The organism is uncultured Zoogloea sp., assembly GCF_937894855.1.
In the GTDB taxonomy this organism is placed as follows: domain Bacteria; phylum Pseudomonadota; class Gammaproteobacteria; order Burkholderiales; family Rhodocyclaceae; genus Zoogloea; species Zoogloea oryzae.
Window position 1 is genome coordinate 1 of the sequence record NZ_CALAYQ010000070.1, and the last position, 26,442, is coordinate 26,442.

The following is a 26,442-nucleotide window of genomic DNA, read 5'->3' on the forward strand; positions in this document are numbered from 1 at the left end:
TGTATTACGTCGCCAACGGCCAGCGGGTGCCGGAAGACCTCCACCTGCCCGACCGGGACGCGCTCCTCGATCAGGCGCTGCGCGAACTGCCGGCCAACTCGCCCTTTCGGCTCGACCCCCTCGAAGCCGGCCTGATGATGGCCAACGCGGGGCAGACCGGGGTGGCCCAGCTGCGCGGAGGGCTTTGAGATGCTGCACGCCTCCGATCAGGCCGCCGGCCTTCGCCGCCTGTTCCGCCGCACCCCGTCGGCCGTGGTGGCCTTGTTCACCTCGGGCCGCTCGCCGCGGGACCTGGCTGTCCAGACCCTCACCGCCCTCACCGAAGGGGCCCGCCGGGTGGTGGCCATCGACGAACACGCGCCCGACCGCGGCTCCCTGCTGGCGGCCTTCGGCTACCCCGACGGCGGCGACCTGCTGGGCGCCCTGCAAGGGCAGCACGACGTGACCGAGACCATGCGCGAAGTGGCCGACGGGCTGTGGGTCGTGCCCGCTGCCGCCACCGTGCTGGCCGTGCCGCTCCTCGACGAAACCCAGCACGCCCGCCTCGAAGCCGGCATCGCCGAACTCCAGCGCCGTGCCGACCTGCTGGCGATCCACACCGTCGGCGACGTGCGCAGCCTCACTCCCTTCGCCCGCGCTGCCGGCCGTCGCCTGCTGGTGGTGGAGGCGAGCGGTGTGGGTGCTCGCGGTGCCTGCCAGTGGATCAAGGGCCTCGCCGCTGCCGGCGCCGGATCACTGGAGATCGCCGTCAGCGGCGCCCGCGACCGGGCCGACGCCACCGCGCTCTTCGCCAGCCTCAACGACTTCACCGCCCGTCACGTGGGGCTGCCCCTGGTGTGGCGCGGCGAGGTGGAGCGCGACCCCCTGGCCGACGCCATGACCACGCCCCTCGGTGCCCGTCATCCGGCCGAGGGTGCCCAGGCCTTCATCCGCCGTCTGCGCGCCTGGTCGTCCCAGGCCGGCGTGGCTGGTTGAAATCGGCAAAAAGTGAAATTGTGAAATCTTGTGTCGTCGGCTGCATGAAAGCCTATCGTTGCCGATGAGTAGTGTGAGCGCCGCGCGACTCCAAAACCCGACCAGAAAGCAGACGAAAGATGTACACCGCTTCCGGCACCCTCGATAAAGAGCAACTCGTCGTCCAGTACGCGCCGCTGGTCAAGCGCATTGCCTATCACCTGATGGCCAAGCTGCCGGCCAGCGTGCAGGTGGAAGACATCATCCAGAACGGCATGCTGGGCCTGCTCGACGCCATCAACCGCTACGAAGAAGGCCTCGGCGCGCAGTTCGAGACCTACGCGGTGCAGCGCATCCGCGGCTCGATGCTCGACGGCCTGCGCGAGAACGACTGGCTGCCGCGCAGCCTGCGCCGGGACATGCGGCGCATCGAGGCGGCGGTGCATCAGCTCGAACAGGCCAACGGGCGGCATCCGACCGAGGCCGAGCTGGCCGATTCCCTTGGCGTGCCCCTGGCCGAATACCAGCACATGCTGCAGGAGGCTCGTGGCTACCAGCTGGTGTACTTCGAGGATTTCAGCGGCGAGGGCGACGACGACTACCTCGAACGCCACATCACCCTCGAGGGCAATGACCCGCTCACGCTGCTCCTCGACAGCAACATGCGCGACGTGCTGATCAAGGCCATCGACGACCTGCCCGAGCGGGAGAAGACCGTGATGGGCCTCTACTACGAACAGGACATGAACCTGCGGGAAATCGGCGAGGTGCTCGGCGTCTCCGAATCCCGCGTGTGCCAGCTCCACAGCCAGGCCATCGCCCGCCTGCGCTCGCGCATCTCCGGCGCGATCCAGACGGCGCCCAAGGCCAAGGGTGAGGGCCGCGGCCGCGGCCGTCGCCCGGCCGCCGGCTGAACCGGGCCCGGGGCGTTTCCATGGACAGCATCAGCCTGATCGGCATCACCCTCGCGCTGGCCGCGATCCTCGTCGGGCAGGTGCTCGAGGGTGGTCACGTCGGCTCGTTGATCCAGCCGACGGCCTTCCTCATCGTCATCGGCGGCACCCTCGGCGCGGTGATGCTGCAAAGCTCGCTCAAGGTCTTCCGGCTGGGCATGCAGATGGTCCGCTGGGTCTTCGTGCCGCCCAGGCTGGATCACGATGCGCTGATCGCCGAGGTGGTCCGCTGGAGCAACGTGGCCCGCAAGGAAGGCCTGCTGGCCCTCGAAAGCCAGATCCCCGCCATCGACGATCCGTTCATCCAGAAGGGCCTTCAGCTGCTGGTGGATGGCGTCGAACCCGATCGCCTGCGCGAGGTGCTCGAGGTCGAGATCGACACCTGGGAAGGCCAGATGAAGCTGGGCGCCAAGATCTGGGAAGCCGCCGGCGGCTACGCGCCGACCATCGGCATCCTGGGCGCGGTGATGGGCCTCATCCACGTGATGGAAAACCTCTCGGATCCCTCCAAGCTCGGCTCCGGCATCGCGGTGGCCTTTGTGGCGACCATCTACGGCGTCGGCTCGGCCAACCTGATCTTCCTGCCTGTCTCGAAGAAGCTGCTCGGCGTGATCGGCACCCTCACCTCAATGCGCGAGATGCTGGTGGATGGCCTGGTCGGCATTGCCAACGGCGACAACCCGCGCATCATCGAGAGCCGCCTCAAGGGCTACGCGGGGTAGGCCATGGCGCGGCGCCGCAAGCACGAGGACGAGCACGAGAACCACGAGCGCTGGCTCGTCTCCTACGCCGACTTCATCACCCTGCTGTTTGCCTTCTTCGTGGTGATGTATTCGCTCTCGTCCATCAACGAGGGCAAGTACCGGATCATGTCCGATTCGGTGGTGAACGCCTTCCGCAAGCTCGGCGTGCAGTCCAACAACGCCCAGATGTCGTCCGCCCCGATTCCGTCGATCCGCCCAAGCAGTCCGCCGCCCAGCCCCGAAGTGGAAGAGGCGCGCAAGGCCAAGGCCGAGCGGGTCAAGAACATGGCCGAGGAGATCCGCAAGGTGCTCGCCCCACTGGTGGCCGATGGCCAGGTGCGGGTGACCGAGGGCGCCTTCGGCATCACCGTCGAGATCAACGCCAGCGTGCTGTTCAACCCCGGCGAGGCCCAGCTCGGTCGCGATGCCGTCACGGCCCTGCGGGCGGTGGGGCAGGTGGTGGCGCCGGCTGAGTTTCCGATCACCGTCGAAGGTCACACCGATACGATTCCCATCGCCACCGCGGCTTTCCCCTCCAACTGGGAGCTCTCGGCCGTGCGGGCGTCGAGCGTGGTGCGACTGTTTGTGGAAAGCGGCGTACGGCCAGCGCGGCTGACGGCTGCCGGATACGGCGACCAGCGTCCGGTGGCCGACAACCTCACGCCCGAGGGGCGGGCCCGCAACCGGCGGGTGACGATCCTGATCGAATCGCGGGTGGTCGAGCCTGAGGTGCAGCCGAAGGTGAGGGCGTCCGGCATCGCCGATTCGATCCTGCCATCCGATGCGGCACCGCCGGTGCCGGTTGCGCCCGAGGCCGAAGCAAAGCCCCAGCCGGCGCAGTAGGGCTAGGCTCCGCGTCTTGCCGCGCCTGGACGCAACAACGCCGGGCGGCGATCAAACCCGAGGCTGGATGAAATTGCTGAAGACGATCCGCCGGGCGGATCAGACCGAACCGAAGTGGCGGCTGCCGGCAGTGGGGCGGGACTGACCGTCCGGGCCGTAGATCTGCGGGTGTTCCGCGGCGGCGAGGAGGGTCGTGAGGGCCTGCTGGTTGTTCTGCAGGCGCTGGGTGATCAGCTGGCCATTGACCCGGTTGCGTTCCTTGGCTTCTTCGGCCAGGGCAACCACGTCTTCCCAGGCAGTGAGGGCCTCGGGATTGCTGGCGAGCACGATGCGGATGTTCTCGTTCGTGACCTTCGCGCCGAGGCGGGCAAACATCACCACCCGGTCGTCGGACAGGCGCTGGAGGGCGCGGTAGAGCGCGGTCTTTTCTTCGGCAAGCAGAGCGAGTGCGTCAATCTGGCTGTGCACCAGCAAGGCCTCTTCCCGCTCAAGCAGGGCGACGAAGCCGCGCATGCCGCGGCGCTCGTCCTGGATGAGCTGGGCAAGGCGAGCGTGGAAGCCGGGATCGACGGCCATGCCCGCTTACGCCTTGGCGGTTTGTGCGTTCAGCATCTGACGCACGCTGTCGATGAGGCCGTCGGCCACCTTTTCGGTGTCCACCTTGAAGCGCCCTTCGCTCATCGCCTGTTTGATCTCGTCCACCTTCGCGCTATCCACCACGGGGGTGTTGGCGATGGTTTCTTCCATCTGCTGCAGGCGTGCAGAGAGGGACGACAGTTCGACCCGTTCGCCACCCGCGGAATCCTGAGTCTTCGGTGATTCCTTGGCAGCACGTGCGCGGCCTTCGCCGGACGGCAGATTGCTGGTCGCTTTGACAGAGTTATCGATCTTCACGGCATTGCCCTTTCATCCATAAGTCGACTGGGTATACGACTCGTGGAGATGAAACTTTAACCCATTGGAGTCCTTCGGGATGGGTGCGGTTTCATGGCAGCGTGATTTCGACTACGCCTCCGCTGCGGGCGATGCCCCGCACGACCTGCCCGTTCGACAGGCGCACCTGGGCGGCCTGGCCGTTGGCGGCCGAACTGAGGGCCACGCCGTCGTTGGCCACCTGGAATCCGGCACCGCCGGAGACGACCTTGACCGGCTGGCCCTGCATTACCGCCGGCTGCTGGCGCAGGTGGCTGGCGGTCAGCGGACGCCCCGCGCCGAGGCTGATCCGCGCCGCCTGGCCGATGGCCTGGGTCGGGTCGGTGATCACGTCGGCGGCCATCGCGGTGAGTTCGCCCGATTCGACGCGCAGGTCGCCCGGGCTGACGATCTGGCCGGCAGCCAGCGGCCCGTTGGTGACCACGTAAGGGCCCTTCACGCGCACGTCGGCCGGCACCCACGCCGACCAGCTCACTGGCGCCAGACAGCGCACGCCCACCGAGATCCGCCCCCAGGCCCGGCCGTTGGGCGGCAGGAAGGCTTCGAGCTGCAGGCAGGGCGCAAGCTGGTTGTCGGCGCTGAACTCGCCCACCTGAATGCTCACCTCGCCCGACAGGCTGCGGGTCTGCGTGGCCAGGAAGCGGCCCACCTCGGCGCGCACCGGCGCGGCGTCCTGGCGGGCGAAGGCCGGCGTGGCGAGGCAGAGCAGCACGAGGAGGAGGGGAATCAGGCGGGTCACGGCGCGGGCGTGGAGAAAGTCGATGGCGCCATTGGAACATGTGGGCGCCTGCTCCGGCGGCAGAAACAGAGACGCTTTCCCGGCCTTATTCGGGCAGGCCGGCAGGTGTGCCGGCGGGGCGGCAGGTGCCGGCAAACTTTGCCGCTGCGGCAGGGGCAGGGAGGCAAAACCCGGAGCCAGGGATGGGAATTGGGGCGCGAATTGCCGCCTGTTCGGCCCATCGACGGGGCCGGGCGGCTCATAAGATGACTGGCACGGAAGCTGCAAAGGTGTAGCTGCCAGCCAGTCTGCAAAAACTTACGGCGGACACGGCGACAAACTTGAGGACTTGGCAGAGATGACGAACCGACTGGACGAAACGCTGCGCTTCCACCAGACCGCACTGAACGCCCGTGCTTACCGCCAGCAGGTGATCGCCTCCAACATCGCCAACGCCGACACGCCCAACTTCAAGGCCCGTGACGTGGATTTCCGCGAAGCCCTGGCGGGTGCCCTCGGCGGCGCGACCAGCGGCCTGCCCCTCAAGACCACCGCCAAGCGCCATATCGCCGGCGGCGCCGCCAGCCCGCTGGAAGCCAGCCTCAAGTACCGCACCGAAGAGCAGGGCGCGGTGGATGGCAACACGGTCAATATGGACACCGAACGCGCCGCCTTTGCCGAGAACTCGGTGCAGTACCAGGCCAGCGTGACCTTCATCAACGGCCTGCTGCGCTCCATGCAGATGGCCGTCCAGGGCCAGTAAGGAGATCGCCATGAGCATGCTCAACGTCTTCCAGGTGGCCGGTTCGGCGCTCCATGCCCAGTCGATGCGCCTCAACACCACCGCCAGCAACCTGGCCAACGCCGACAGCGTGGTGGGTGCCGACGGCCAGCCCTACAAGGCCAAGCAGGTGGTTTTTGCCGCCACCCCGATGCCCGGTGCCGGCGTGGCCGCCCAGGGCGTGCGGGTGACCCAGGTGGTCGAGAGCGCCGCCCCGATGCGCATGGTGTACGACCCGAAGAACCCCGCCGCCAATCCCGAGGGCTACGTGACGATGCCCAACGTGAATGTGGTCGAGGAGATGACCAACATGATCTCCGCGTCCCGCGCCTATCAGACCAACGCCGACATGATGGGCACGGCCAAGAGCCTGATGGAAAAGACCCTCGCCATCGGCCAGTAACCAGACACCGAAAGCTGAACAATCATGAGCACCGTCAATTCCACCGGTTCCACGACATCCGCCGACGTCATCGCCGCGCTGCAGAAGGGTTCCAGCTCATCCGCGTCCAAGACCGACGCAGCCCAGAGCCGCTTCCTCAAGCTGCTCACCGAGCAGCTCAAGAACCAGGACCCGCTCAACCCCGTCGACAACGCCCAGATGACCTCGCAGATGGCCCAGATCGAGACCGTCAATGGTCTCGACAAGCTCAACACCACCCTCGCCTCGATGCTCCAGAACAGCCAGTCGGGCGAGGTGCTGCAGGCCGCGGCGCTGGTCGGCAAGGGCGTGATGGTAGCCGGCAACAACCTCAGCCTCACCAGCGGCAGCAAGACCTACGGCGGCTTCGAGCTCGACAGCGCGGCCGACAAGGTGACGGTCACGATCAAGGATGCCAACGGCCTCGAAGTACGCAAGCTCGAGCTTGGCGACGCGGACGCCGGCGTGCACAACTTTGCGTGGGATGGCCTCTCCACCAATGGCGCCCAGGCTGCCAGCGGCAACTACACCATCAGCGTGGCCGCGACCCGGGGTGACACCACCCTGAAGCCCGTCGTGCTCCAGATCTCCACGGTGAACAGCGTCCTGCGTACCAGCAGCGGCAGCGTGTCCCTCGACGTGGGCAGCGGTCTGGTGAGCCTCGCCGACATCAAGCAGATTCTCTAAGCGGAGACAGAAAATGGCATTCCAGCAAGGTTTGAGCGGTCTTTCCATCGCTTCCAAGGCCCTCGACGCCATCAGCAACAACGTGTCCAACTCGGGCACCGTCGGCTTCAAGGAAGCCTCGGCCCAGTTTGCGGACGTCTTCGCTGCGTCGCTGTCGGCCGGCAGCGCCACCCAGGTGGGTATCGGCGCGTCGGTGAACAAGGTGTCCCAGCAATTCACCCAGGGCAACATCTCCACCAGCAGCAACACGCTCGATCTGGCGGTCAATGGCGCCGGCTTCTTCCGGATGAGCGACGCGGGCACGATCACCTACAGCCGCAATGGTCAGTTTCACGTGGACAAGGAAGGCTACGTGGTCAACTCCAGCGGCCTGCGCCTCACCGGCAACACCTACGACGCCAAGGGCCTCCCCTCCGGTGTGGGCGGCGATATCCAGCTGAGCTTCGGCGATGCCGATCCGAAAGCCACCACCGACGCGGGCTACACCGTCAATCTGGATTCCCGCTCTGCGTCGCCCAAGTCCCTGACCCAGGCGCTCCTGAAGGGCACGAGCACGCCCGTCTCGTCGTCCGCGCCGCTGAGCTTCACCGCCGCCAACAACGACCTGACGATCACCGTCGACGGCGAGACCACCGCCACGGCCAAGATCGCCGCCAGCACCTACACCGACACCAGCTCGCTGGTCGCCGCAATCCAGACCGCCATCGACCAGACCACCCTCAAGGGCCGGGTCACCGCGTCCAGCGACAGCAGCGGCATCATCACCCTCAACTCGACCCACGGCGGCCGACTCTCCAGCCTGGACGTGAGCGGCAACGCCGCCATGCAGCTGAACCTCGCGCCGACCGCGACCGCCATCATGTCGGTGAGCGGCAGCAACGCCACCTACGCCAGCCTCACGGGCACGGTCGTCCCTGCTTATCCGCTCACCATTCCGGCGTCGGTCATGAACATCGCGGTCGATGGTGGTTCGGCGGTTGCCGTCTCCGTGCCGGCCGGCACCTACGCCACGGCGGCCGTTCTGGCCACCGCGCTGCAGGCTGCGGTGGATGCAACCGGCGCGGGCTCCTCCGGCCTCCGGGGCAAGGTCGTCGTCGGCACCAACCCCTCCGACTCCATCACCTTCAGCTCGGCCACGGCCGGCGGCACGTCCAAGATCGTCGTGTCCGACGGCTCCGGCACGCTCGCCGGCACCACCCTCGGCATCCCCACCTTTGCCGCCACCGCCAACACCGGTGGCTTCAGCATCACCGACCCGGCCAGCTACACCAGCACCACGTCCCAGACGGTGTACGACTCCCTGGGCAACCCGCACACCCAGTCGCTTTACTTCGTGAAGACGGCCCAGGCCAACAAGTGGGATGTCTACACCAGCCTGGATGGCGGCTTCCCGCCCGAGATCGACCCGGCCACCGGCCTGCACAGCCCCACCACCGTCAGCTTCGACTCCAACGGTGGCCTGCTCACGCCCAAGACGATTTCCACCTCCTACACCGTGACCACCGGCGCGACCAAGGCGCTCACCGTCACCGTCGATCTGACCAACTCCACCCAGTTCGGCAACAGCTTCGGCGTCGCCAAGCTGAGCCAGAACGGCTACAAGCCGGGCTCCCTGTCGGGCCTCACCGTCGAATCCGACGGCACCATCCTCGGCAACTTCAGCAACGGCCAGTCCCGAACGATGGGCCAGGTGCTGCTGACCAACTTCCGCAACCCCAACGGCCTGGTGTCGGTGGGTGGCAACCAGTGGCAATGGACGCCGGAAGCCGGTGCGGTCGACGGCGCCGGTGCGGCGCCGGGCACCGGCACCCTGGGCGTGCTCCAGTCCGCTGCTATCGAAGAGTCCAATGTGGATCTTACCTCCGAGCTGGTCAACATGATCACCCAGCAGCGCGCCTATCAGGCCAACGCCCAGTCCATCAAGACCCAGGACCAGGTGCTGCAGACCCTGGTGAACCTGCGCTGATTAACCCGGGGAGCCCGCCATGGACCGCCTGATCTACACCGCAATGACCGGCGCCTCCGCCACCATGGGGCAGGAGGCGGCCGTCGCCCACAACCTGGCCAACGCCACCAGCACCGGCTTCAAGACCGAGCTCCACAAGCTGCGCGCGGTACAGGTGCAGAACGCCCCGATGCCCACCCGTGCCTTCGTGGCCGACGCCAGCGTCGCCGACGACTTCACCCCCGGCCCGCTCCAGCACACCAACCGCAACCTGGACATGGCGATCCAGGGCAAGGGCTGGTTTGCGGTGCAGATGCCCGACGGCACCGAGGGCTACACCCGCAACGGCAACTTCGAAGTGAGCGCCAACGGCATCCTGCAGACCCGCGGCGGCCTGCCGGTGCTGGGCTCCGGTGGCCCGATCACCGTGCCCCCCGACGTCGAAGTGGCGATCGGCTCCGACGGCACCATCTCCACGGTGCCGCGCACCGGTGCCCGCAACAGCACCAGCGCGGTGGACCAGCTCAAGCTCGTCAATCCGCCGGAGGTCGATCTCAAGCGCGGCGGCGACGGCTTTTTCCGCACCGCCAACGGCGCCGCCGCCCCGGCCGACCCGGCCGTGCGCGTCGCCTCGGGCTATCTCGAAGGCAGCAACGTCAATGTGGTCGAGCAGATGGTTTCGATGATCTCCCTGGCCCGCCAGTACGAGATGCAGACCAAGATGCTGTCCACCGCCCAGGAAATGGACCGCTCCGCCGGTCAGCTCGTCGCCAAGAGCTGACCGGCCCGCGCCGGCTGAGCCATCCTTCCATCCCAGCGCCTGCCGGATCACCGGCAGGCGTTTTCATTTCGGCGGCGCTGCCGCCCCCCGGCAAGATTTTCCGGGCCGGCTGCCGGTGGTGTGCGCGGATTCTTGCCGGATCGTGCTTTCCCCCTGAATTGACAGCCTTTTCACCACCTTCTCCGGGGCTGGAACAGGACTTGCAAAGGATAGGATGACCCTGCCGCATTGAAGCGGCCAACCCTGTCGCCCCCACCGGCGACGTCCGAAGTACAGGAGCCCACGATGATCCGCGCCCTCTGGATTGCCCGAACCGGTCTCGACGCCCAGCAGACGCAGCTCGACGTCATCTCCAACAACCTGGCCAACGTGGCCACCAACGGCTTCAAGCGCTCCCGGGCGGTGTTCGAGGATCTGCTCTACCAGAACCTGCGCCAGCCGGGCGCCCAGTCCACCCAGCAGACGACGATCCCCTCCGGCCTGCAGATCGGCACCGGCGCGCGCCCCATCGCCACCGAGCGCATCCACACCCAGGGCAACCTCACCCAGACCGGCAACGCCCTCGACGTGGCGGTGCAGGGCGACGGCTTCTTCCAGATCCTGCTGCCCGATGGCACCACCGCCTACACCCGCGACGGCGCCTTCCAGAAGGACGCCAACGGCCAGATCGTCACCTCCAGCGGCTACCCGCTGCAGCCCGCGATCACCATCCCCGCCAACGCCCTGTCGGTCACCATCGGCAAGGACGGCGTGGTGTCGGTGACGCTGCCCAACCAGGCCGCGCCCTCCCAGATCGGCAACATCCAGCTGGCGGGCTTTGTTAACCCCGGCGGCCTGCAGAGCATGGGCGAGAACCTCTATCTCGAAACCGCCGCCAGCGGCACGCCCAACCCCAACACCCCGGGCACCAACGGCGTCGGCGTGCTCAACCAGACCTACGTGGAAACCTCCAACGTCAATGTGGCCGAAGAGCTGGTGCTGATGATCCAGACCCAGCGCGCCTACGAGATCAACTCGAAGGCCGTGTCCACGTCCGACGCCATGCTCGGCAAGCTCACCTCGCTGTAATCGCGGCGCGCGGAGAACGATGATGATGAAGACCGTCCGGCAACTTGTTCCGGTGCTGGCCGCGGCCGCCCTGGCCGGCTGCGCCGCCCTCCAGGCCACGCCGCCCACCGCCGTGCATCAGCCCATGAGCGTGCGCCCCGAGCCCCGCACGGCGCTGGCGTCCCAGCCAGGCGCGATCTTCCAGCCCAACTTCTCGCGGCCGCTGTTCGAGGATCGCCGCGCCCGCTTCATCGGCGACGTGATCACCGTCAATCTGGTCGAATCCACCGCCGCCAGCAAGAAATCCTCCACCGCCGCCGAGCGCAGCGCCAGCCTCTCCGCGTCGATCTCGGCGATGGACAAGTTGCCGCTCAAGGGCCTCGCCGGCCTCGACGCCACCGCCTCCGACGCCACCAAGTTCGGCGGCAAGGGCGACGCCGCGGCCAACAACACCTTCACCGGCACCATCACTACCACGGTGATCGAGGTGCTGCCCAACGGCAACCTGCTCGTCTCCGGCGAGAAGCAGATCGCCGTCAATCAGGGCAACGAGTTCATCCGCTTCTCCGGGGTCGTCAATCCGGTCTATGTGACCGGCGCCAACACCGTGCAATCCACCCAGGTGGCCGACGCCCGCGTCGAATACCGCGCCAACGGCTATCTGGACGAAGTCCAGACCATGGGCTGGATGCAGCGCTTCTTCCTCACCGCCATGCCGTTCTGAGGACCGCCGTCATGTCACGCCGTACCGCCCGCCGAATCCTCACCGTCACCCGCCCGCTGTCCCGCTGCGTGCTCGGGCTGCTCGCCGCCTTCTGCCTGCTGGGCAGCCCGTCGGCCGAGGCCGAGCGCCTGAAGGATCTCGCCTCCATCGGCGGGGTGCGCCAGAACCAGCTGATCGGCTACGGCCTGGTGGTGGGTCTGGATGGCTCCGGCGACCAGACCACCCAGACCCCTTTCACCGTGCAGAGCATCATCAACATGCTCGGCAACCTGGGCGTCACCCTGCCGCCGGGCCAGTCGCTGCAGCTCAAGAACGTGGCCGCGGTGATGGTCACCGCCAGCCTGCCGCCCTATGCCCGGCCCGGCCAGCAGATCGATGTGACGGTGTCGTCCATGGGCAACGCCCGCTCGCTCAAGGGCGGCACCCTGCTGATGACACCCCTCAAGGGCGCCGACGGTCAGGTGTACGCCATGGCCCAGGGCAGCCTGGCGGTGAGCGGTGCCGGCGGCGCCGCGCCGTCTGGCGGCAAGGTCACCGTCAATCACCTCTCCGCCGGGCGCATCCCCAGTGGCGCCACCGTCGAGCGGGCCGTCGCCAGCCCGGTCGGGCAGGGCGACTCGGTCTTCGTCGAGCTCAACAACACCGATTTCGGCACCGCCCAGAAGGTGGTCGACGCGATCAACGCCGTCGCCCCCGGCAGCGCCCAGGCGGTAGATGGCCGGCAGATCCAGGTGCGCGCGCCGGACGACATCAACCAGCGGGTGGCCTTCCTGGGCAAGCTTGAGAACCTCGACGTGACCCCCGCCATCCAGGCCGCCAAGGTCATCATCAACTCCCGCACCGGCTCGGTGGTGATGAACCAGAAGGTCGCCCTGCAGAACTGCGCGGTTTCTCACGGCAGCCTCACCGTCACCATCACCAACGAGCAGCAGGTCAGCCAGCCCGGCGCCTTCTCCGGCGGGCAGACGGCGGTCACCAACAAGGGCGGCGTGGACATCAAGCAGGAAGGTGGCAACATCTTCAACATCAAGGGCGGCACCAACCTCGCCGACGTGGTGAAGGCCCTCAACGCCGTGGGCGCCAACCCCCTGGAGCTCATCGCCATCCTCCAGGCCATGAAGGCCAGCGGCGCGCTGCGCGCCGAGCTTGAGGTGATCTGACGTGGCCGCCTCCGATTTCAGCCAGATCAACGCCCTCGACCCGAACACCCTGGGCGGCCTGCGCCGGCTGTCGAAGGAGAGTTCGCCCGAGGCGACCAAGGAAGCCGCCCGCCAGTTCGAGGCGCTGTTCGTCCAGCAGATGCTCAAGTCGATGCGCGACGCGACCCCCAAGGGCAGCATGTTCGACAGCGACGAGACGCGCATGTACCAGTCGCTGCTCGACCAGCAGATGTCGATGCAGCTGTCCACCCGCGCCGGCGGCATCGGCCTCGCCAAGGTGATCGAGCGCCAGCTCAATGCCGGCAAGGCCGAGGTGAAGCTGCCCGACGGCCCGGTGCCGCTGGATGCGGCGATCCGTCGTGGCTTCGATGGCGCCGTGTCGCCGTCCGCTACCGGCACGGCAAACCAGGCGGCAAAAACTGCCGGAGCGGCAGCTTCGGCTGCGGCAACTGCCGTCCCGATGCTCCCCAACATGCCGGCCGGCGCCGGCCCGCGGGCCTTCGTCGAGAAGGTGTGGCCCCAGGCCGTCGAGGCCAGCCGCGCTACCGGCATCCCGGCCCGATTCCTGGTGGCCCAGGCCGCGCTGGAAACCGGCTGGGGCAAGTTCGAGCTGAAGAACGCCGACGGCACGCCCAGCCACAACCTCTTCAACATCAAGACTAGCCGTAGCTGGTCCGGCGACACGGTGAGCACCGCCACCACCGAATACGTCAATGGCGCCGCGACCCGCGAGAACGCCCGCTTCAGGGCCTACGGCAGCTACGCGGATTCCTTCCGCGACTACGCCAACCTGATCCGCAACAACCCGCGCTACGCCGCGGTGGTCGGGCAGAGCGACGCCACCGCCTTCGCCCGCGGCCTGCAGGCCGCCGGCTACGCCACCGATCCGCACTACGCCGACAAGCTGGCCCGGATCATCAACGGCAACACCCTGCGCGTGGCCCTCTCGAGCAGCGCAAGCCCGTCGGCCTGACCGCGCCCGCGCTGCCGGTTTCAAAACTGGCAGAGTTTTTGCATAGGTTGGAGCAGACACCACCGACGCAAGGACGCGGATCATGGGCAGCAGCATCTTCAGCATTGGCCTCACCGGACTCAACGCCGCCCAGGCGGGCCTGGTCACGACCAGTCACAACATCTCCAACGCCGGCACCTCCGGCTACAGCCGCCAGAACACCGTCCAGAGCACCAACCCGGCGATGTTCACCGGCGCCGGCTTCTTCGGCGAAGGGACCAAGGTCGATACGGTCAAGCGCGCCTACAGCGCCTTCCTGACCAACCAGGTGCTGTCCGCCGACACCAAGTTCAGCGAGTACGACACGTACAACACCGAGATCAGCCAGATCGACAACATGCTGGCCGACGCCACCGTGGGCCTCACCCCGGCGATCCAGTCGTTCTTCAGTGGCGTGCAGGAAGTGGCCGCCAACCCGGCCAGCGTGCCGGCCCGCCAGTCGATGATCTCCACGTCCCAGAGCCTCGTGGCGCGCTTCCACAACCTGTCCGAGCGCCTCGACGACGTGCGCTCCGGTGTGGAAAGCCAGATCGACGAGACCGTCGGCGCCATCAGCAGCTACGCCAAGGACATCGCCGAGATCAACAACAAGATCATCATCGCCCAGCAGGCCGGCTCCAACCAGCCCGCCAACGATCTGCTCGACACCCGCGACCTGCTCATCAGCGAGCTCAACAAGCTGGTCCGCGTGTCCACCAACGTCGCCGACGATGGCTCCATGTCGGTGTTCATCGGCACCGGCCAGCCGCTGGTGATCGGCACCAACGCCACCAACCTCGACGCCCGGCCCTCGCTGTCCGATCCGACCCGGCTCGACGTGAACATCATCGCGTCCAATGGCAGCGCCATCCCGATCCCCGAGAGCCTGCTCGGCGGCGGCAAGCTCGGCGGCCTGCTGTCGATGCGCACCTCGTCCCTCGACGCGGCCCAGAACCAGCTCGGCCTGATCGCCGTGGGCATGGCCACCGCCTTCAACGCCCAGCACGCCCTCGGGCAGGATCTCAACGGCAACCTCGGCACCGACTTCTTCACCCAGCCGGACATCTACGTCACCCGCAACGCGCTGGCCTCCACCGCCTTCAGCAAGGACGACGTGCACTACGACGACATCTCCAAGCTCACTGGCGACGACTACCGCATCACCTTCACCGACACCGTCGGCAACTACAAGCTGACCCGCGTCTCCGACGGCGCCACGATCCCCACCGACACCGGCGTCGGCCTCAGGATCGACAAGCCGACCTCGTCCAACGTGGGCGACAGCTTCCTGATCCAGCCGACCCGCTACGTGGCCGGCACCTTCGGCGTCGCGATCACCGACACCCGCATGATCGCCGCCGCCGCGCCGATCAGCAGCAGCGCCGGCTCCGAAGGCCTGCTCAGCACCATCGGCAGCAGCGCGACCGCCTCGATCAGCGCGCCCGCCGTGCTCAGCTCGGACAAGTTCGCCAGCCTCGCGGCCGCCAACACCGTGTTCAGCTTCAGCGCCAGCCCCGACACCCTGTCGATCTCCGGCCTGCCGAGCGGGATGAAGGTCAGCTACACCGACGCCAGCGGCACCGTCGTCGGCCCCAGCACCCTGTCCAGCATCCCCTACACCCCCGGGATGACCGTCGGCCTGTGGCACGCCACCGGCGCCACCACCAACCAGCAGGACGTCTCGTTCTCCTTCACCGGCACCCCGGCGGCGGGCGACAGCTTCCTGCTGCGGGGCGGCACGCCCAACAAGGGGACGGCTTCCATCAGCGCCCCGGTGGTGTCCGACACCACCAACCTCACCGCCCTCAAGGCCGGCTACACCACCCTCAGCTACAACAGCAGCGGCATGCTCACGGTGAGCAACCTGCCCCCCGGAATGGCCGTCGCCTACACCCCGCTCAACGGCACCCAGACCGTCGGCTCGCCGGTGCCCTACAGCAGCGGGATGAGCATCGCCCTCGGCCACATGAGCGGCACCGATTTCGTGTCCGAAGTGTCCTTCACCGTGTCCGGTGCCCCGTCCGTGAATGACCGCTTCAACATCGGCGCCAACACCGCCGGCGTCTCCGACAGCCGCAACGCCGTGCTGCTGGGCAACCTGCAGACCGCCAAGACCCTGCTGTCCGCCTCCGGCCAGCCCTCGGCCACCTTCCAGTCGGTGTATTCCCAGCTGGTGAGCGCCGTGGGCAACAAGGCGCGGGAGCTCGGTGTCAATCGCGACGCCCAGGAAAGTCTGGTCCAGCAGGCCTCGAGTGCGCAGCAATCCCTTGTTGGGGTAAATCTCGATGAAGAAGCGGCCAATCTGATCCGTTATCAGCAGGCATACCAGGCCGCGAGCAAGGTGATGAGCGTTGCCTCCAAGCTCTTCGACCAAGTGCTGGCCCTCGGCCAATAACCTGAAGGAACATCATCATGCGAGTCACCACGGGCATGATCTACGACACGGGCGTCGCGCAGATGCAACGGCAGAGCGCCCAGCTCCTCGACACCCAGCAGCAGGTCTCCACCGGCCGGCGCATCCTGCGCCCGTCGGACGACCCGGTCGCCTCGGCGCGGGCGCTGGAAGTCTCCCAGTCGAAGAGCGTCAATGCGCTCTACACCAGCAACCAGGGTTATGCGGGCGACGCCCTCAAGCTGGTGGACAGCAAGCTGATGGCCGCCACCGACATCGTCACCTACGTGCGCACCCGCGCGGTCGAGGCGGGCAACGGCACCTACTCCGCCAGGGAGCACGCCGCCATCGGCGAAGACGTGGCCCAGCAGTTCGATGCCTTGCTCGGGGTTGCCAACAGCCAGGATTCGGCCGGCGACTACGTGTTCGGCGGCTATCGCAGCAACAGCCTGCCGTTCTCCGGCTCGCTCGCTGCCGGCGTCCAGTACCAGGGCGACCAGGGCGCGCGCACGCTGCAGATCTCCGCCTCGCGGGAGCTCCCGATCACCACCTCCGGCGACGACATCTTCAACGCCATCCACGCCTCGCCGGGCTCGGGCTTTGCGCTGTCGAGCGCCGCCAACACCGGCTCGGCGCTGGTGTCGGGCCTGTCGCTGGCGGGCAGCTACAACGGCCACGCCTACGCTGTGAACGTCGCTTCCGGCCCGGCCTATTCGGTGGTCGATGCCACCACCGGCGCCACCGTGCCCGTCACCTCCTCGACGAGCGGCACCAGCACCACCCTCAGCTTCGGCGGCGTCACCCTCAGCCTCGACGGCGCGCCGGCGGCGGGCGACAGCTTCAACGTCTCCACCGTGGCCAGCGCCTTCGACGTGCTGGGCAACTTCGTCACCTCGCTCAAGTCGGGCAACGCGTCGGCCATCGCCTTCGGCAACAGGCAGGCCATCGCCAGCATGGATGCGACCCAGGACAACATCTCGCGGGTCCAGTCCGGCGTCGGCTCGCGGATGGTCGAAGTGGAAACCCAGCAGAACATCGGCAGCGACCTCGATCTCCAGTACAACCAGGCCCTGTCCCGGCTCGAGGACGTGGATTACGCCGAGGCGGTGAGCAACCTCACCCAGCAGAAGACCTTCCTCGAAGCCGCTCAGCAGAGCTTCCTGAAGGTCAGCAACCTGTCGCTGTTCAACTATCTGTAGTTGATGTGATGACGCGCCGCACGCCCGTTATCGCCCTGGCCCTCGCCGCGCTCCTGGCCGGGTGCGAGAACATGCCGGCCAAGGAGTGGGGCCTCGTCCCCGCGGCAGCGCTGCTGGTGCAGGATGCCGGCTTCCTGAAGGCACCCTTCGGCGCCGCGGCGGCGGCCGTGTACATCGTCAGCGACCCCTTCGCGCCCAACTGGACGATCGAGGAATCCCGCCAGTCCGACGACCACTACATCATGGCCCTGCGCCACAAGGCGATGCACAGCGGCGGCGGCGGCGAGGCGCGTCAGGTGTTCGCCCGCCGGGCGGCGCAGCTGGCGGGCCAGCCGGGCTTTGGCGCCTACGAGGTGGTGCGGTGGCAGATGGGCATCGAGAGTGGCCGGCCCTTCGCCCAGCGCGTGGCCTATGGCGAGGTGCGGTTGGTGCGGCTGGTGCCACCCCGGGACGTGGCCAATTCGGCGCCCTGAGCCGGGCGCGCATCTGTACCTATCGTTTTTTCAGTTTGATTCATCTGTGCCGGTTTCGCGCTGCCGCCTGCAAGCGTCTCTGAACCTTGCGACGCCGGTAGGACTTCCGTAAGGTGCGCCCATCGCAGGCACAACCAATCGAAAGCGCACATGGACCGCATGACCGAACGCCGCCGGGATCGCCGCATCCCCCTGGGCTGCAAGGTGGGCATCAAGCTCCCCCATTCCTCGCAGGCCGTTGTCGGCACCTGCGTCGACCTCAGCGTCGGCGGCCTGACCATCCGGTCCACCCACGTGCCCCAGATGGACGAAGTCTTCGAGATCGCGGTGCTGCCGCCCGACATGGGTGGCCCGTTCCAGCCGCTGCACGCGCGGGTGCGCGTGCGTCGCTGCCACGGTCTGGAACAGGCCGGGCTCTACGAGATGGGTGTCGAGATCGTCGACATCATCAAGTAGCGCCCGGTCGGGTCAGCGCTGGCGCAGCCCCGCGTGGGCCGCGCCGGCATCGGCGTAAAGCTGGCCCGGCGTCGCGGTGCGGTCGAAAGCCCCGGCCAGTTGCAGGCGCAGGAAGGTGCTCGAGGTGTAGCGGGTGACCTGCGTGTAGTGGCGTTCGACCAGCGCCTTGACCATCGCCGCGTACTCATCCACCACTTCCGGCGCAATGCTGAAGCGGTCGTAATTGACCACCGCCGCCACCTTGTGGCCAATCGCCGCCAGTCGCCCTTCCACCGCCACGCGGATGCGTTCGATGTCGGCGCTGGTGCGCAGGTTGAGCCCCTCGAAATTCACGAAGAACAGCTGCCCGGCCGGGTCGTAGGAGAGCCGCTCGTCCAGCGGCATCTCCAGCAGATCCGGGCGCAGGTGCATCGGCCCGTCGGCAAAGATGCGGGGGTCCATCAGCGCCGGCTCGGCCGGGATCTGCGGGCGGAAATCCATCCGGGCGAGGATGTCGCGCTCGATGTCGATGCCCGGCGCCACCTCGGCGAGCACCAGCCCGTCCGGCCCCAGCCGGAACACGCAGCGCTCGGTGATGTAGAGCACCGGCGTGCCGCGCCGGTTGGCCTCGGGGCCGCTGAAGGTGCGGTGTTCCACCTGCTCGACGAACTTCGAGGCCGAGCCGTCGTTCTCGATGATGAGCTTGCCGGCCTCGATGGCCACCTTCAGGTTGCCCGCGGTGAAGGTGCCCACGAAGACCACCTTCTTGGCGTTCTGGCTGATGTTGATGAAGCCGCCGGCGCCGGCCAGCCGCGGCCCGAAGCGCGACACGTTGAGGTTGCCCTCGCGGTCGGCCTGGGCGAGCCCCAGGAAGGCCATGTCCAGCCCGCCGCCGTCGTAGAAGTCGAACTGGCTGGGCTGGTCGATGATCGCCTGGGGATTGATGGCGGCGCCGAAGTTGAGCCCGCCAGCCGGCACGCCGCCGATCACGCCCGGTTCTGCGGTCATGGTGATGAGGTCGGTCACCTTCTCTTCGGCGGCCACCGCGGCGAGCCCCTCGGGCATCCCGATGCCCAGGTTCACCACCGCGTTGGCACGCAGCTCCAGCGCTGCGCGGCGGGCGATGATCTTGCGCTCGCTCATCTCCATCGGCGCCACCGCCGACATGGGCACCCGCAGCTCGCCGGCGAAGGCCGGGCTGTAGGATTCGATGAAGGTCTGCATGTGGTATTCGGGCTTCTCGGCCACCACCACGCAGTTCACGAAGATGCCGGGAATCTTTACCTGCCGCGGGTTGAGGCTGCCGCGCTCGGCGATGCGCTCCACCTGGGCGATGACGATGCCGCCCGAGTTATGCGCGGCCATCGCGATGGCCTGGGCCTCGAGGGTGAGGGCCTCCTTCTCCATCGTGATGTTGCCGTCGGCGTCGGCGGTGGTGCCGCGGATGATCCCCACGTGGATCGGGAAGGCCTTGTAGAACAGGTATTCCTCGCCGTCGATCTCCATCAGCCGGACGATGTCGGTGGTGGTGCGCTCGTTGAGCTTGCCGCCGCCGAAGCGCGGATCGACGAAGGTGCCCAGGCCCACCCGGGTGAGGGTGCCGGGCTTGCCGGCGGCGATGTCGCGGAACAGGTGGGTGATCACGCCCTGGGGCAGGTTGTAGGCTTCGATGCGGCTCGCCACGGCCAGCTGCTGCAGGCGCGGCACGAGGCCCCAGTGGCCGCCGATGACGCGGGCGACGAGGCCGTCGTGGCCCAGGTGGTTGAGGCCGCGGTCCTTGCCGTCGCCCTGGCCGGCGGCGTACACCAGCGTGAGGTTGCGGGGGGCGCCGAGGCCGTGCATGTCCTCGCCTTCGGTCTCGAGGAAGTATTCCTCGAGGGCGACGGCGATGTTCTCGGGAAAGCCGATGCCGACGAAGCCGCCGGTGGCGACGGTGTCTCCGTCGCGGATCAGGCGCACGGCTTCGCGGGCCGAGACGATCTTGCCGTTGCCGGCGGTGGGTAGCGCGGTGGTGACGGGGTTCTGGCTGGTGTTCATGGTGACTCCTGTGCCTGAAGATCCGCCGCGTCTCAGACGAGGCCGGTGAGGTAGTAGGTGGCGATGATCGCAAAGACCGCGCTGGTCTTGATCATCGTGATCGCAAAGATATCCTTGTAGGCCACCTTGTGGGTGAGCCCGGTGACGGCCAGCAGGGTGATGACCGCGCCGTTGTGGGGCAGGGTGTCCATGCCGCCGGAGGCCATCGAGGCGACCCGGTGCAGCACTTCCAGCGGAATGCCGGCGGCGTTGGCGGCGCTGATGAAGGTTTCGGACATGGCGGCCAGCGCGATGCCCATGCCGCCCGAGGCCGAGCCGGTGATGCCGGCCAGGGTGGTGACGGTGATGGCTTCGTTGATCAGCGGGTTGGGGATCACCTTGAGGGCGTCGGCCACCACCAGGAAGCCCGGCAGGGCGGCGATCACGGCGCCGAAGCCGTATTCGGACGCGGTGTTCATCGAGGCCAGCAGCGCACCGCTGACGGCGGCCTTGGTGCCTTCGGCAAAGCGCGCCGCGACGGTCTTCCAGGCGAACGCCATGACGGTGAGGATGCCCACCAGCAGCGCGCCTTCCACTGCCCAGATGGCGGCGATCTTGGAGACGTCCTGCACCACCGGCGCGGCCTTGCCGATCACCGCGGGGATGAAGCTGTGGCTCTTGCCGTAGATGGTCGGGATGAGGTCGGTGAACAGCTTGTTGGTCACGCCCACCAGCACCAGCGGCAGGATGGCGAGGATCGGGTTGGCCAGCTTTTCCTTGTCGTCGAAGGGTTCGGGTTCGTTCACCAGGTTGGTGCCGTAACCTTCACCGGCTGCGGCAGCGGCGCGGCGACGCCATTCCAGGTAGGCCATGCCGAGCACGAAGATGAAGATCGAGCCGATCACGCCCAGCACCGGGGCGGCGTAGATGTTGGTCTTGAAGAAGGTGGTCGGGATGACGTTCTGGATCTGCGGCGTGCCGGGCAGGGAATCCATCGTGAACGAGAAGGCGCCCAGGGCGATGGTGCCGGGGATCAGGCGCTTGGGAATGCCGCCCTGGCGGAACATCTCGGCCGCGAAGGGATACACCGCGAACACCACCACGAACAGCGACACGCCGCCGTAGGTGAGCAGCGCGCACACCAGCACGATGGAGAGCATCGCCCGCTCGGCGCCCACCAGCTTGATGACCGACGAGACGATGGATTTGGAGAAGCCGGAGAGCTCGATGACCTTGCCGAAGATGGCGCCGAGCAGGAAGACCGGGAAGTAGTTTTTGACGAAGCCGACCATCTTGTCCATGAAGAGGCCGGTGAACATCGGGGCGACGAGGGTCGGGTCGGTGAAGAGAACCGCGCCGAGGGCCGCCACCGGCGCGAAGAGGATGACGCTGTAGCCCCGGTACGCGATGTACATCAGGAAGCACAGCGAGGCTAATACGATCAGGAATGACATGGTTGGAATCTCCTCCGTTATGGGTTTGCGGCGATGTATGCGCAGAAACCATGCCAGTGTTTTTACTTATTGATTCATAAGGAAAACATATTTTTGCTGCGGTGCATTGTGTCCGTGGCGCCGGGCAGGGTGTCTGGTGCCTCGGACAGGTGTCGCGGTGTTGTCGTCAGGTGTTGGCGGCGCTGCCGAGGCCAAGGGCGGCGATCTTCTCGTACAGCGAGGCGCGGGAGATGCCCAGTATGCGCGCAGCCTGGGCCTTGTTGCCGCCTGCATTGGCGATGGCGTCGACGATGGCCCGGCGCTCGGCGTCCTGCTGGATCTGGTCGAGGGTGCGCGTGGGGCTGGCTTTGGCCGGGGCGGGCGTGGCCCGTGCTGCGGCGGGCAGCAGGTGCTCGAAATCCCGGGCTTCGAGCCGGTCGGCGTCGGATAGCAGGAGCGCCCGTTCGAGCATGTTGGAGAGCTCGCGCACATTGCCCAGCCAGGTGTAGCCGGCGAGGCAGGCGACGGCTTCGGCAGACAGGCTGCGGGGCGGTTCGCCCAGCTGGCGGGCGATGCTGTCGGTGAGGCATTCGGCAATCAGCGGCAGGTCGTCGATGCGCTCGCGCAGGGGCGGCACGTCGAGGGTCATCACGTTGAGCCGGTAGAACAGGTCGGCGCGGAAGCGGCCTTCGTCCACCTCATGCTGCAGCTTGCGGCTGGTGGCGGCGATGATGCGCACATCGATGGGGATGAGCCGGTTGGAACCCACCGGCTCGATCTCCTTCTCCTGCAGGGCCCGCAGGAGCTTGGCCTGCAGCGCCGGCGACATGTCGCCGATCTCGTCGAGGAACAGGGTGCCGCCCTGGGCGAGCTCGAACTTGCCGCTGCGGCCCTTGCGGTCGGCGCCGGTGTAGGCGCCGGGGGCGACGCCGAAGAACTCGGCTTCGAGCAGGGTTTCGGGGATCGCGGCGATGTTCACCGCCACGAAGGGGCCGTCGGCCCGGGGGCTGGCGGCGTGGATGGCCTGGGCGAGGAGCTCCTTGCCGGTACCCGTCTCGCCGAGGATCAGCACCGGCGAGACGGCCCGGGCGGCGCGCCGGGCCTTGTCCTTGACCGCCACGCAGGCCGGGCTGGTGCCCACGAAGCTGGCGAAGGTGTAGCGGGTGCGGCGGGCTTCGTCGAGCTTGCGGCGGGTGTCGGCGAGTTCGAGGCGGAGGTTCTGGAAGCGCGACAGCAAGGGGGCGAGCTGGCGCGGGTCGTCGAAGATCATCACCCCCACGCCGCCGATGATCTCACCGGCGCTGTCGCGCACCGGCAGGCGCATCACCACGAAGGATTCGCTGCCGAACTCCATCACGTCGAGCATGATGGGCTTGCCGCTGGCCACCACGTTGCGCATCAGGCTGTTGGGGATCACGTCCTCGACCGGTAGGCCGATCACCGAGGCCGGATCGGCGATGCCCAGGTGGCGCGGGTACTGCTCGTTCATCCACACGATGCGGGCTTCGCGGTCGACGATCAGGATGCCCTCGGAGAGCTCGGAGAAGGCGGCCAGCAGCGTGTCGTTCACGTGCCGGCGGATGCGTTCGGCCTCCGCGGCGAAGGGTGCTGGTGCCATCGGTCTCCTGCCTCGTTCTTGTTCTCGTTCGTCAAGCATAGCGCACCTGACGTGGCTAATGCCTGCGCGGCTGCAGACCGATCTCGATGGCGGTCTGCGGGCCGATCAGCGTGTCGGCGAGGCTGTCCGGCTCTTCGGCACGGCCTTCGGCAACCGGGATGCGCCCGGCCATGATCTCGGCCAGGGCCTGGGGGTGGCGCGGCTGGCGGTCGGGCTCGGCGTAGCCGTCGGGGAAGACCGGCTGCAGGGTTTGAGAATCGTATTTGTCGGTGGCGCCGAGGGTGTGGAGCAGCTCGTGGGCGATCACCACCGCGTTGCGCTGGCGCTCGTCGCGGCTGGCGAAGACTTTCACCACGCCGATCAGCCCTTTCTCGAGGCCGAGGGAGTGGTCGAGCTGGGGCGTCCGGGCCGGGTCGTGGTAGAGCACGAACAGGCGGATCTCCGGGCGCGGCCCCGGCGCGGCGTCGTGGCGCCAGGCCCAGTAGCGCAGCTGCAGGCTCCACAGGGCCACCGACAGCCGGCTGCCACCTTCCGGGAGCAGCGGTGGCAGGGCATTGACCGGCGGCGCCAGGTTGATCGCCACCGGGCGCAGCAGCGGCCGGCCGTAGCGGCGCACTTCTTCCTGCAGCCATTCGCCGATGGGCGCGAAGTCGTCGGGGTGCAGGCGCTCGACGATCTGGCGGGTAACCGGCGAGTCGTCGGCCATGATGGGGTAGATCGTGGTGTGCACCGAGTGCTTCCAGTCGGTGGCCTGGGCGCCGGCGCGCCAGGCGCCCACGGCCACGGTGACGAGGATGATCAGCAGGATGGCGATGCGCAGTTTGCGGAACATGGGCGTGGGTGGCCGAGCGGAGGCCGATGACGAAGCCATGACATTCTAGCGATGCCGGCCCCGGGGCTGTCCACGGGTGTCAGCCGGCAGGCAGGGCCGGGGCCTGGCGCAGCTCGTCGAGAAAGGCCCGGGCCGGCAGCGACAGCACCTTGCTGCGCAGATGCACCACGTTCCACGGGCGATGCAGGGGAAAACCCGCCACGTCGAGCACGCACAGGCCCTCGGCCTCCAGGCGTTCGCCCAGGGCGTGGCGCGACAGCACGGTGAGGCCCATGCCGGTGCCGGCCAGCTCAAGCAGCGCCTCGTTGCTGGCCAGCGACAGGCGCACCCGCAACTGCACGCCGGCCGCCGCGGCGAAGGCATCCACCGCGTGGCGCGAGCCGGAGCCGGGCTCCTTGAGGAGAAAAGGCTCGCCGGCCAGTTCGGCCAGCGTCACCGGGCGCCCGGCGGCCCAGTGATCGCGGGGGGCGAGCACCACCAGCTCGTTGTCGAGGAAGGGATGGACGACGATGTCCAGGTCGTCGGGCGGGTAGGACATCACGTACAGGTCGTCCTCGTTGCGGCGCAGGCGCTCGACGATCTTGGCCCGGTTGGCGATCTCCAGCTCGATGGAGACGTCCGGGTAGCGCCGGCAGAAGGCGCCGACCATGCGCGGCACGAAATACTTGGCGGTGGTGACGAGCGCCACCCGCAGCTTGCCGCGGCGCAGGCCGCGCAGCTCGTCGATGGCCGAGTCGAAGCGGTTCCACACGTCGTCCAGGCTGCGCACGGTGGCCAGGAGCTCGTCGCCGGCGGCGGTGAGGCGCAGCTCGCGCCCGGTCTGGTCGAAAAGCGGCATGCCGACGGTGTCGGCCAGCTGGCGCAGCTGGATCGACACCGCGGGCTGGGTGAGGTGCATGGCCTCGGCGGCGCGGCTGAAGCTGCCCAGCCGGGCCACGGCGGCGAAGGTTTCGAGCTGGCGGAAGGTGATGCGGCGGCGCATGTATAAGTTGTAGCTTATTGGTTTGTCGAAAAGCTTTAATTGGATTTTATGCTGCACCGCCCCCAAGCTTGCAAGTGTTCTGTTGTCTGCGGGCGGCTGCCCGATCCAAGCATGCCTTTCGAACCTGTCATCCTGTTTTTCGTGCTCGGCCTGGTGGCCGGCGTCGTGCGTTCCGACCTCAAGCTGCCCGGCGTGGTGTATGAGGCCCTGAGCATCTTCCTGCTGCTCGCCATCGGCCTGAAGGGCGGCGTCGAACTGTCGCGCCACCATCTGGCCGATCTGGCGCTGCCGGCGCTGGTGATCGTGGCGGTGGCGCTGCTGATTCCCCTCGCGGCGTTTCCGGTGCTGCAGCGGCTGGGTCGCCTGCCTCGGGCCGATGCGGCGTCGATCGCCGCCCATTATGGGTCGGTGAGCGTGGTCACCTTTGCGGTGGCGAGCAGCTATCTGGCCAGCCGCGGCGAGCCGGCCGAGGGCTACATGGTGGTCTTCCTGGCGCTGCTGGAGCTGCCGGCCCTGGTGATGGGCGTCGCCCTGGCCCGCAGGGGCGCGGCGGACACCCGCTGGGGCAAGCTGTTCCACGAGGTGCTGGCGGGCAAGAGCATCGTGCTGCTGGGCGGCGGCCTCTTGATCGGCTGGCTGGCCGGGCCGGAAGGCATCCAGCCCCTCGACCGGGTGTTCTTCGACCTGTTCAAGGGCATGCTGGCCTTCTTCCTGCTGGAGATGGGCCTGGTGGCGGCGGGGCGGTTGGGCGACCTGCGCCGGGCGGGGGTGTTTCTGGCCGCGTTTGCGGTGCTGATGCCCCTGGCGGGCGGCCTGCTGGGCGTGCTCACCGCCAATCTGCTGGATTTCTCGGTGGGCGGCGCGATGCTGCTCGCCACTCTGTACGCCAGCGCGTCGTACATTGCGGCGCCGGCGGCGATGCGCATCGCGGTGCCCGAGGCCAACCCGGCCCTTTCGATCGGCGCGTCGCTGGGCATCACCTTCCCGTTCAACCTGCTGGTCGGCGTGCCGACCTACCACTGGCTCGCCAGCCACCTTGCCGGAGTGATCTGATGAATCTGCCCCTGAGCCTGCGCAGGCTCCTCACCATCATCTGCGAAGCCAGCCTGGAGCCCGAGCTGGTGCGCGAACTGGCCCGCCTCGGGGCCCGCGGCTACACCATCACCGAGGCCCGCGGGCAGGGCGCCCACGGCCTGCGCGACGGGTCGTGGGGGGCGTCGGCCAACATCCGCGTGGAGGTGCTGTGCGACGAGCTGACCGCCGAGGCCATCGTGGACACGCTCCACGCCGGCTACTCGGCCAACTACGGCATGGTGATGTTCGTGACCGACGTGGCCGTGCTGCGGCCGGACAAGTTTCGCGGCGCGCCGGGCTGAGCCTG

At 67.8% G+C, this 26,442-nt stretch carries 27 protein-coding genes and 1 pseudogene; 20 read left to right on the forward strand and 8 right to left on the reverse strand.

Translation table 11 applies throughout. The features are described 5' to 3' along the window. The 5 genes and pseudogenes from flhF to motD form a co-directional block, all read left to right on the forward strand. Positions 1–188 (forward strand): annotated as a pseudogene (gene flhF / locus Q0672_RS08855) (flagellar biosynthesis protein FlhF); the annotation flags it as partial. 1 nt (position 189) lies between these two features. Beyond that, positions 190–975 carry a flagellar FleN gene (locus tag Q0672_RS08860; RefSeq protein ID WP_153159918.1) on the forward strand — a complete coding sequence of 262 codons (786 nt, stop codon included), beginning with the start codon at positions 190–192 and terminating at the stop codon, positions 973–975. A gap of 119 nt (positions 976–1,094) precedes the next feature. Continuing rightward, the gene (locus Q0672_RS08865) at positions 1,095–1,868 is read left to right on the forward strand and encodes an RNA polymerase sigma factor FliA (protein ID WP_284188334.1); all 774 of its coding nucleotides are present in this window, start codon (positions 1,095–1,097) and stop codon (positions 1,866–1,868) included. 20 nt (positions 1,869–1,888) lie between these two features. Next, complete coding sequence (locus Q0672_RS08870) at positions 1,889–2,629, forward strand: flagellar motor protein (RefSeq protein ID WP_298621652.1); 741 nt, start codon at positions 1,889–1,891, stop codon at positions 2,627–2,629. A 3-nt stretch (positions 2,630–2,632) separates the two neighbouring features. Continuing rightward, a complete protein-coding gene (gene motD, locus Q0672_RS08875; RefSeq protein WP_298621653.1) occupies positions 2,633–3,493 on the forward strand; it encodes a flagellar motor protein MotD in 861 nt (286 codons plus the stop codon). A gap of 99 nt (positions 3,494–3,592) precedes the next feature. Here the strand turns inward: motD and Q0672_RS08880 are convergent, their stop codons facing one another. From Q0672_RS08880 to flgA, 3 genes are all read right to left on the reverse strand, one after another. Further along, complete coding sequence (locus Q0672_RS08880) at positions 3,593–4,069, reverse strand: flagella synthesis protein FlgN (protein WP_298621654.1); 477 nt, start codon at positions 4,067–4,069, stop codon at positions 3,593–3,595. A gap of 6 nt (positions 4,070–4,075) precedes the next feature. Beyond that, complete coding sequence (flgM, locus tag Q0672_RS08885; protein ID WP_153159923.1) at positions 4,076–4,387, reverse strand: flagellar biosynthesis anti-sigma factor FlgM; 312 nt, start codon at positions 4,385–4,387, stop codon at positions 4,076–4,078. Between the two features lie 91 nt (positions 4,388–4,478). Beyond that, positions 4,479–5,165 carry a flagellar basal body P-ring formation chaperone FlgA gene (gene flgA / locus Q0672_RS08890; RefSeq protein ID WP_298621655.1) on the reverse strand — a complete coding sequence of 229 codons (687 nt, stop codon included), beginning with the start codon at positions 5,163–5,165 and terminating at the stop codon, positions 4,479–4,481. Between the two features lie 337 nt (positions 5,166–5,502). Here flgA and flgB point away from each other — a divergent pair, with 337 nt between their 5' ends. From flgB to Q0672_RS08955, 13 genes are all read left to right on the forward strand, one after another. Next, a complete protein-coding gene (gene flgB / locus Q0672_RS08895; protein ID WP_284188331.1) occupies positions 5,503–5,907 on the forward strand; it encodes a flagellar basal body rod protein FlgB in 405 nt (134 codons plus the stop codon). Positions 5,908–5,917: 10 nt separating this feature from the next. Next, positions 5,918–6,328 (forward strand): flagellar basal body rod protein FlgC, encoded by a 411-nt coding sequence (gene flgC / locus Q0672_RS08900; protein WP_153159925.1) that lies wholly within the window; start codon positions 5,918–5,920, stop codon positions 6,326–6,328. A gap of 24 nt (positions 6,329–6,352) precedes the next feature. Next, on the forward strand, positions 6,353–7,033 hold the full coding sequence (locus Q0672_RS08905; RefSeq protein WP_298621656.1) for a flagellar hook assembly protein FlgD: 681 nt from the start codon (positions 6,353–6,355) through the stop codon (positions 7,031–7,033). Between the two features lie 13 nt (positions 7,034–7,046). Beyond that, complete coding sequence (locus Q0672_RS08910; RefSeq protein WP_298621657.1) at positions 7,047–8,999, forward strand: flagellar hook protein FlgE; 1,953 nt, start codon at positions 7,047–7,049, stop codon at positions 8,997–8,999. 19 nt (positions 9,000–9,018) lie between these two features. Next, a complete protein-coding gene (gene flgF, locus Q0672_RS08915; protein ID WP_298621658.1) occupies positions 9,019–9,759 on the forward strand; it encodes a flagellar basal-body rod protein FlgF in 741 nt (246 codons plus the stop codon). Positions 9,760–10,044: 285 nt separating this feature from the next. Then, positions 10,045–10,827: a flagellar basal-body rod protein FlgG gene (gene flgG / locus Q0672_RS08920; RefSeq protein ID WP_153159929.1), complete on the forward strand. Its 783-nt coding sequence runs from the start codon at positions 10,045–10,047 to the stop codon at positions 10,825–10,827. Positions 10,828–10,852: 25 nt separating this feature from the next. Beyond that, a complete protein-coding gene (locus Q0672_RS08925) occupies positions 10,853–11,530 on the forward strand; it encodes a flagellar basal body L-ring protein FlgH (protein WP_153160228.1) in 678 nt (225 codons plus the stop codon). A gap of 11 nt (positions 11,531–11,541) precedes the next feature. Next, on the forward strand, positions 11,542–12,690 hold the full coding sequence (locus Q0672_RS08930) for a flagellar basal body P-ring protein FlgI (RefSeq protein WP_298621659.1): 1,149 nt from the start codon (positions 11,542–11,544) through the stop codon (positions 12,688–12,690). A gap of 1 nt (position 12,691) precedes the next feature. Continuing rightward, positions 12,692–13,663 carry a flagellar assembly peptidoglycan hydrolase FlgJ gene (gene flgJ / locus Q0672_RS08935; RefSeq protein ID WP_298621660.1) on the forward strand — a complete coding sequence of 324 codons (972 nt, stop codon included), beginning with the start codon at positions 12,692–12,694 and terminating at the stop codon, positions 13,661–13,663. Between the two features lie 82 nt (positions 13,664–13,745). Next, the gene (flgK, locus tag Q0672_RS08940) at positions 13,746–16,076 is read left to right on the forward strand and encodes a flagellar hook-associated protein FlgK (RefSeq protein ID WP_298621661.1); all 2,331 of its coding nucleotides are present in this window, start codon (positions 13,746–13,748) and stop codon (positions 16,074–16,076) included. A gap of 17 nt (positions 16,077–16,093) precedes the next feature. Further along, positions 16,094–17,272 carry a flagellar hook-associated protein FlgL gene (gene flgL / locus Q0672_RS08945; RefSeq protein ID WP_298621662.1) on the forward strand — a complete coding sequence of 393 codons (1,179 nt, stop codon included), beginning with the start codon at positions 16,094–16,096 and terminating at the stop codon, positions 17,270–17,272. Between the two features lie 8 nt (positions 17,273–17,280). After that, entirely contained in the window at positions 17,281–17,745 is a 465-nt protein-coding gene (locus tag Q0672_RS08950; RefSeq protein WP_153159934.1) for a hypothetical protein, read from the forward strand. Between the two features lie 150 nt (positions 17,746–17,895). Further along, positions 17,896–18,201, forward strand: coding sequence for a PilZ domain-containing protein (locus Q0672_RS08955; RefSeq protein WP_298621663.1), 306 nt, complete (start codon positions 17,896–17,898; stop codon positions 18,199–18,201). A 12-nt stretch (positions 18,202–18,213) separates the two neighbouring features. Here the strand turns inward: Q0672_RS08955 and Q0672_RS08960 are convergent, their stop codons facing one another. From Q0672_RS08960 to Q0672_RS08980, 5 genes are all read right to left on the reverse strand, one after another. Beyond that, positions 18,214–20,217: an acyl CoA:acetate/3-ketoacid CoA transferase gene (locus Q0672_RS08960; RefSeq protein ID WP_298621664.1), complete on the reverse strand. Its 2,004-nt coding sequence runs from the start codon at positions 20,215–20,217 to the stop codon at positions 18,214–18,216. A gap of 32 nt (positions 20,218–20,249) precedes the next feature. Continuing rightward, positions 20,250–21,650 (reverse strand): GntP family permease, encoded by a 1,401-nt coding sequence (locus Q0672_RS08965; RefSeq protein ID WP_298621665.1) that lies wholly within the window; start codon positions 21,648–21,650, stop codon positions 20,250–20,252. 166 nt (positions 21,651–21,816) lie between these two features. Then, on the reverse strand, positions 21,817–23,247 hold the full coding sequence (locus tag Q0672_RS08970) for a sigma 54-interacting transcriptional regulator (RefSeq protein ID WP_298621666.1): 1,431 nt from the start codon (positions 23,245–23,247) through the stop codon (positions 21,817–21,819). A 55-nt stretch (positions 23,248–23,302) separates the two neighbouring features. Continuing rightward, positions 23,303–24,079 carry a hypothetical protein gene (locus Q0672_RS08975; RefSeq protein ID WP_298621667.1) on the reverse strand — a complete coding sequence of 259 codons (777 nt, stop codon included), beginning with the start codon at positions 24,077–24,079 and terminating at the stop codon, positions 23,303–23,305. A gap of 79 nt (positions 24,080–24,158) precedes the next feature. After that, on the reverse strand, positions 24,159–25,061 hold the full coding sequence (locus Q0672_RS08980) for a LysR family transcriptional regulator (RefSeq protein WP_298621668.1): 903 nt from the start codon (positions 25,059–25,061) through the stop codon (positions 24,159–24,161). A 111-nt stretch (positions 25,062–25,172) separates the two neighbouring features. Between Q0672_RS08980 and Q0672_RS08985 the strand changes: the two genes are divergently transcribed. Together Q0672_RS08985 and Q0672_RS08990 are read left to right on the forward strand one after the other, a co-directional pair. Further along, positions 25,173–26,114, forward strand: coding sequence for a sodium-dependent bicarbonate transport family permease (locus tag Q0672_RS08985; protein WP_298621669.1), 942 nt, complete (start codon positions 25,173–25,175; stop codon positions 26,112–26,114). Beyond that, positions 26,114–26,437 carry a transcriptional regulator gene (locus Q0672_RS08990; RefSeq protein ID WP_284188317.1) on the forward strand — a complete coding sequence of 108 codons (324 nt, stop codon included), beginning with the start codon at positions 26,114–26,116 and terminating at the stop codon, positions 26,435–26,437. Before Q0672_RS08985 ends, Q0672_RS08990 begins: the two co-directional genes overlap by 1 nt. The last annotated feature ends 5 nt before the right edge of the window (positions 26,438–26,442 follow it).

Bases quoted from the DNA above. Each gene is read 5' to 3' on its own strand.
- Q0672_RS08860 (WP_153159918.1), top strand. From the start codon at position 190: ATGCTGCACGCCTCCGATCAGGCCGCCGGCCTTCGCCGCCTGTTCCGC.
- Q0672_RS08865 (WP_284188334.1), top strand. From the start codon at position 1,095: ATGTACACCGCTTCCGGCACCCTCGATAAAGAGCAACTCGTCGTCCAG.
- Q0672_RS08870 (WP_298621652.1), top strand. From the start codon at position 1,889: ATGGACAGCATCAGCCTGATCGGCATCACCCTCGCGCTGGCCGCGATC.
- motD (WP_298621653.1), top strand. From the start codon at position 2,633: ATGGCGCGGCGCCGCAAGCACGAGGACGAGCACGAGAACCACGAGCGC.
- Q0672_RS08880 (WP_298621654.1), bottom strand. From the start codon at position 4,069: ATGGCCGTCGATCCCGGCTTCCACGCTCGCCTTGCCCAGCTCATCCAG.
- flgB (WP_284188331.1), top strand. From the start codon at position 5,503: ATGACGAACCGACTGGACGAAACGCTGCGCTTCCACCAGACCGCACTG.
- flgC (WP_153159925.1), top strand. From the start codon at position 5,918: ATGAGCATGCTCAACGTCTTCCAGGTGGCCGGTTCGGCGCTCCATGCC.
- Q0672_RS08905 (WP_298621656.1), top strand. From the start codon at position 6,353: ATGAGCACCGTCAATTCCACCGGTTCCACGACATCCGCCGACGTCATC.
- Q0672_RS08910 (WP_298621657.1), top strand. From the start codon at position 7,047: ATGGCATTCCAGCAAGGTTTGAGCGGTCTTTCCATCGCTTCCAAGGCC.
- flgF (WP_298621658.1), top strand. From the start codon at position 9,019: ATGGACCGCCTGATCTACACCGCAATGACCGGCGCCTCCGCCACCATG.
- flgG (WP_153159929.1), top strand. From the start codon at position 10,045: ATGATCCGCGCCCTCTGGATTGCCCGAACCGGTCTCGACGCCCAGCAG.
- Q0672_RS08925 (WP_153160228.1), top strand. From the start codon at position 10,853: ATGAAGACCGTCCGGCAACTTGTTCCGGTGCTGGCCGCGGCCGCCCTG.
- Q0672_RS08930 (WP_298621659.1), top strand. From the start codon at position 11,542: ATGTCACGCCGTACCGCCCGCCGAATCCTCACCGTCACCCGCCCGCTG.
- flgK (WP_298621661.1), top strand. From the start codon at position 13,746: ATGGGCAGCAGCATCTTCAGCATTGGCCTCACCGGACTCAACGCCGCC.
- flgL (WP_298621662.1), top strand. From the start codon at position 16,094: ATGCGAGTCACCACGGGCATGATCTACGACACGGGCGTCGCGCAGATG.
- Q0672_RS08950 (WP_153159934.1), top strand. From the start codon at position 17,281: ATGACGCGCCGCACGCCCGTTATCGCCCTGGCCCTCGCCGCGCTCCTG.
- Q0672_RS08955 (WP_298621663.1), top strand. From the start codon at position 17,896: ATGGACCGCATGACCGAACGCCGCCGGGATCGCCGCATCCCCCTGGGC.
- Q0672_RS08960 (WP_298621664.1), bottom strand. From the start codon at position 20,217: ATGAACACCAGCCAGAACCCCGTCACCACCGCGCTACCCACCGCCGGC.
- Q0672_RS08965 (WP_298621665.1), bottom strand. From the start codon at position 21,650: ATGTCATTCCTGATCGTATTAGCCTCGCTGTGCTTCCTGATGTACATC.
- Q0672_RS08970 (WP_298621666.1), bottom strand. From the start codon at position 23,247: ATGGCACCAGCACCCTTCGCCGCGGAGGCCGAACGCATCCGCCGGCAC.
- Q0672_RS08975 (WP_298621667.1), bottom strand. From the start codon at position 24,079: ATGTTCCGCAAACTGCGCATCGCCATCCTGCTGATCATCCTCGTCACC.
- Q0672_RS08980 (WP_298621668.1), bottom strand. From the start codon at position 25,061: ATGCGCCGCCGCATCACCTTCCGCCAGCTCGAAACCTTCGCCGCCGTG.
- Q0672_RS08985 (WP_298621669.1), top strand. From the start codon at position 25,173: ATGCCTTTCGAACCTGTCATCCTGTTTTTCGTGCTCGGCCTGGTGGCC.
- Q0672_RS08990 (WP_284188317.1), top strand. From the start codon at position 26,114: ATGAATCTGCCCCTGAGCCTGCGCAGGCTCCTCACCATCATCTGCGAA.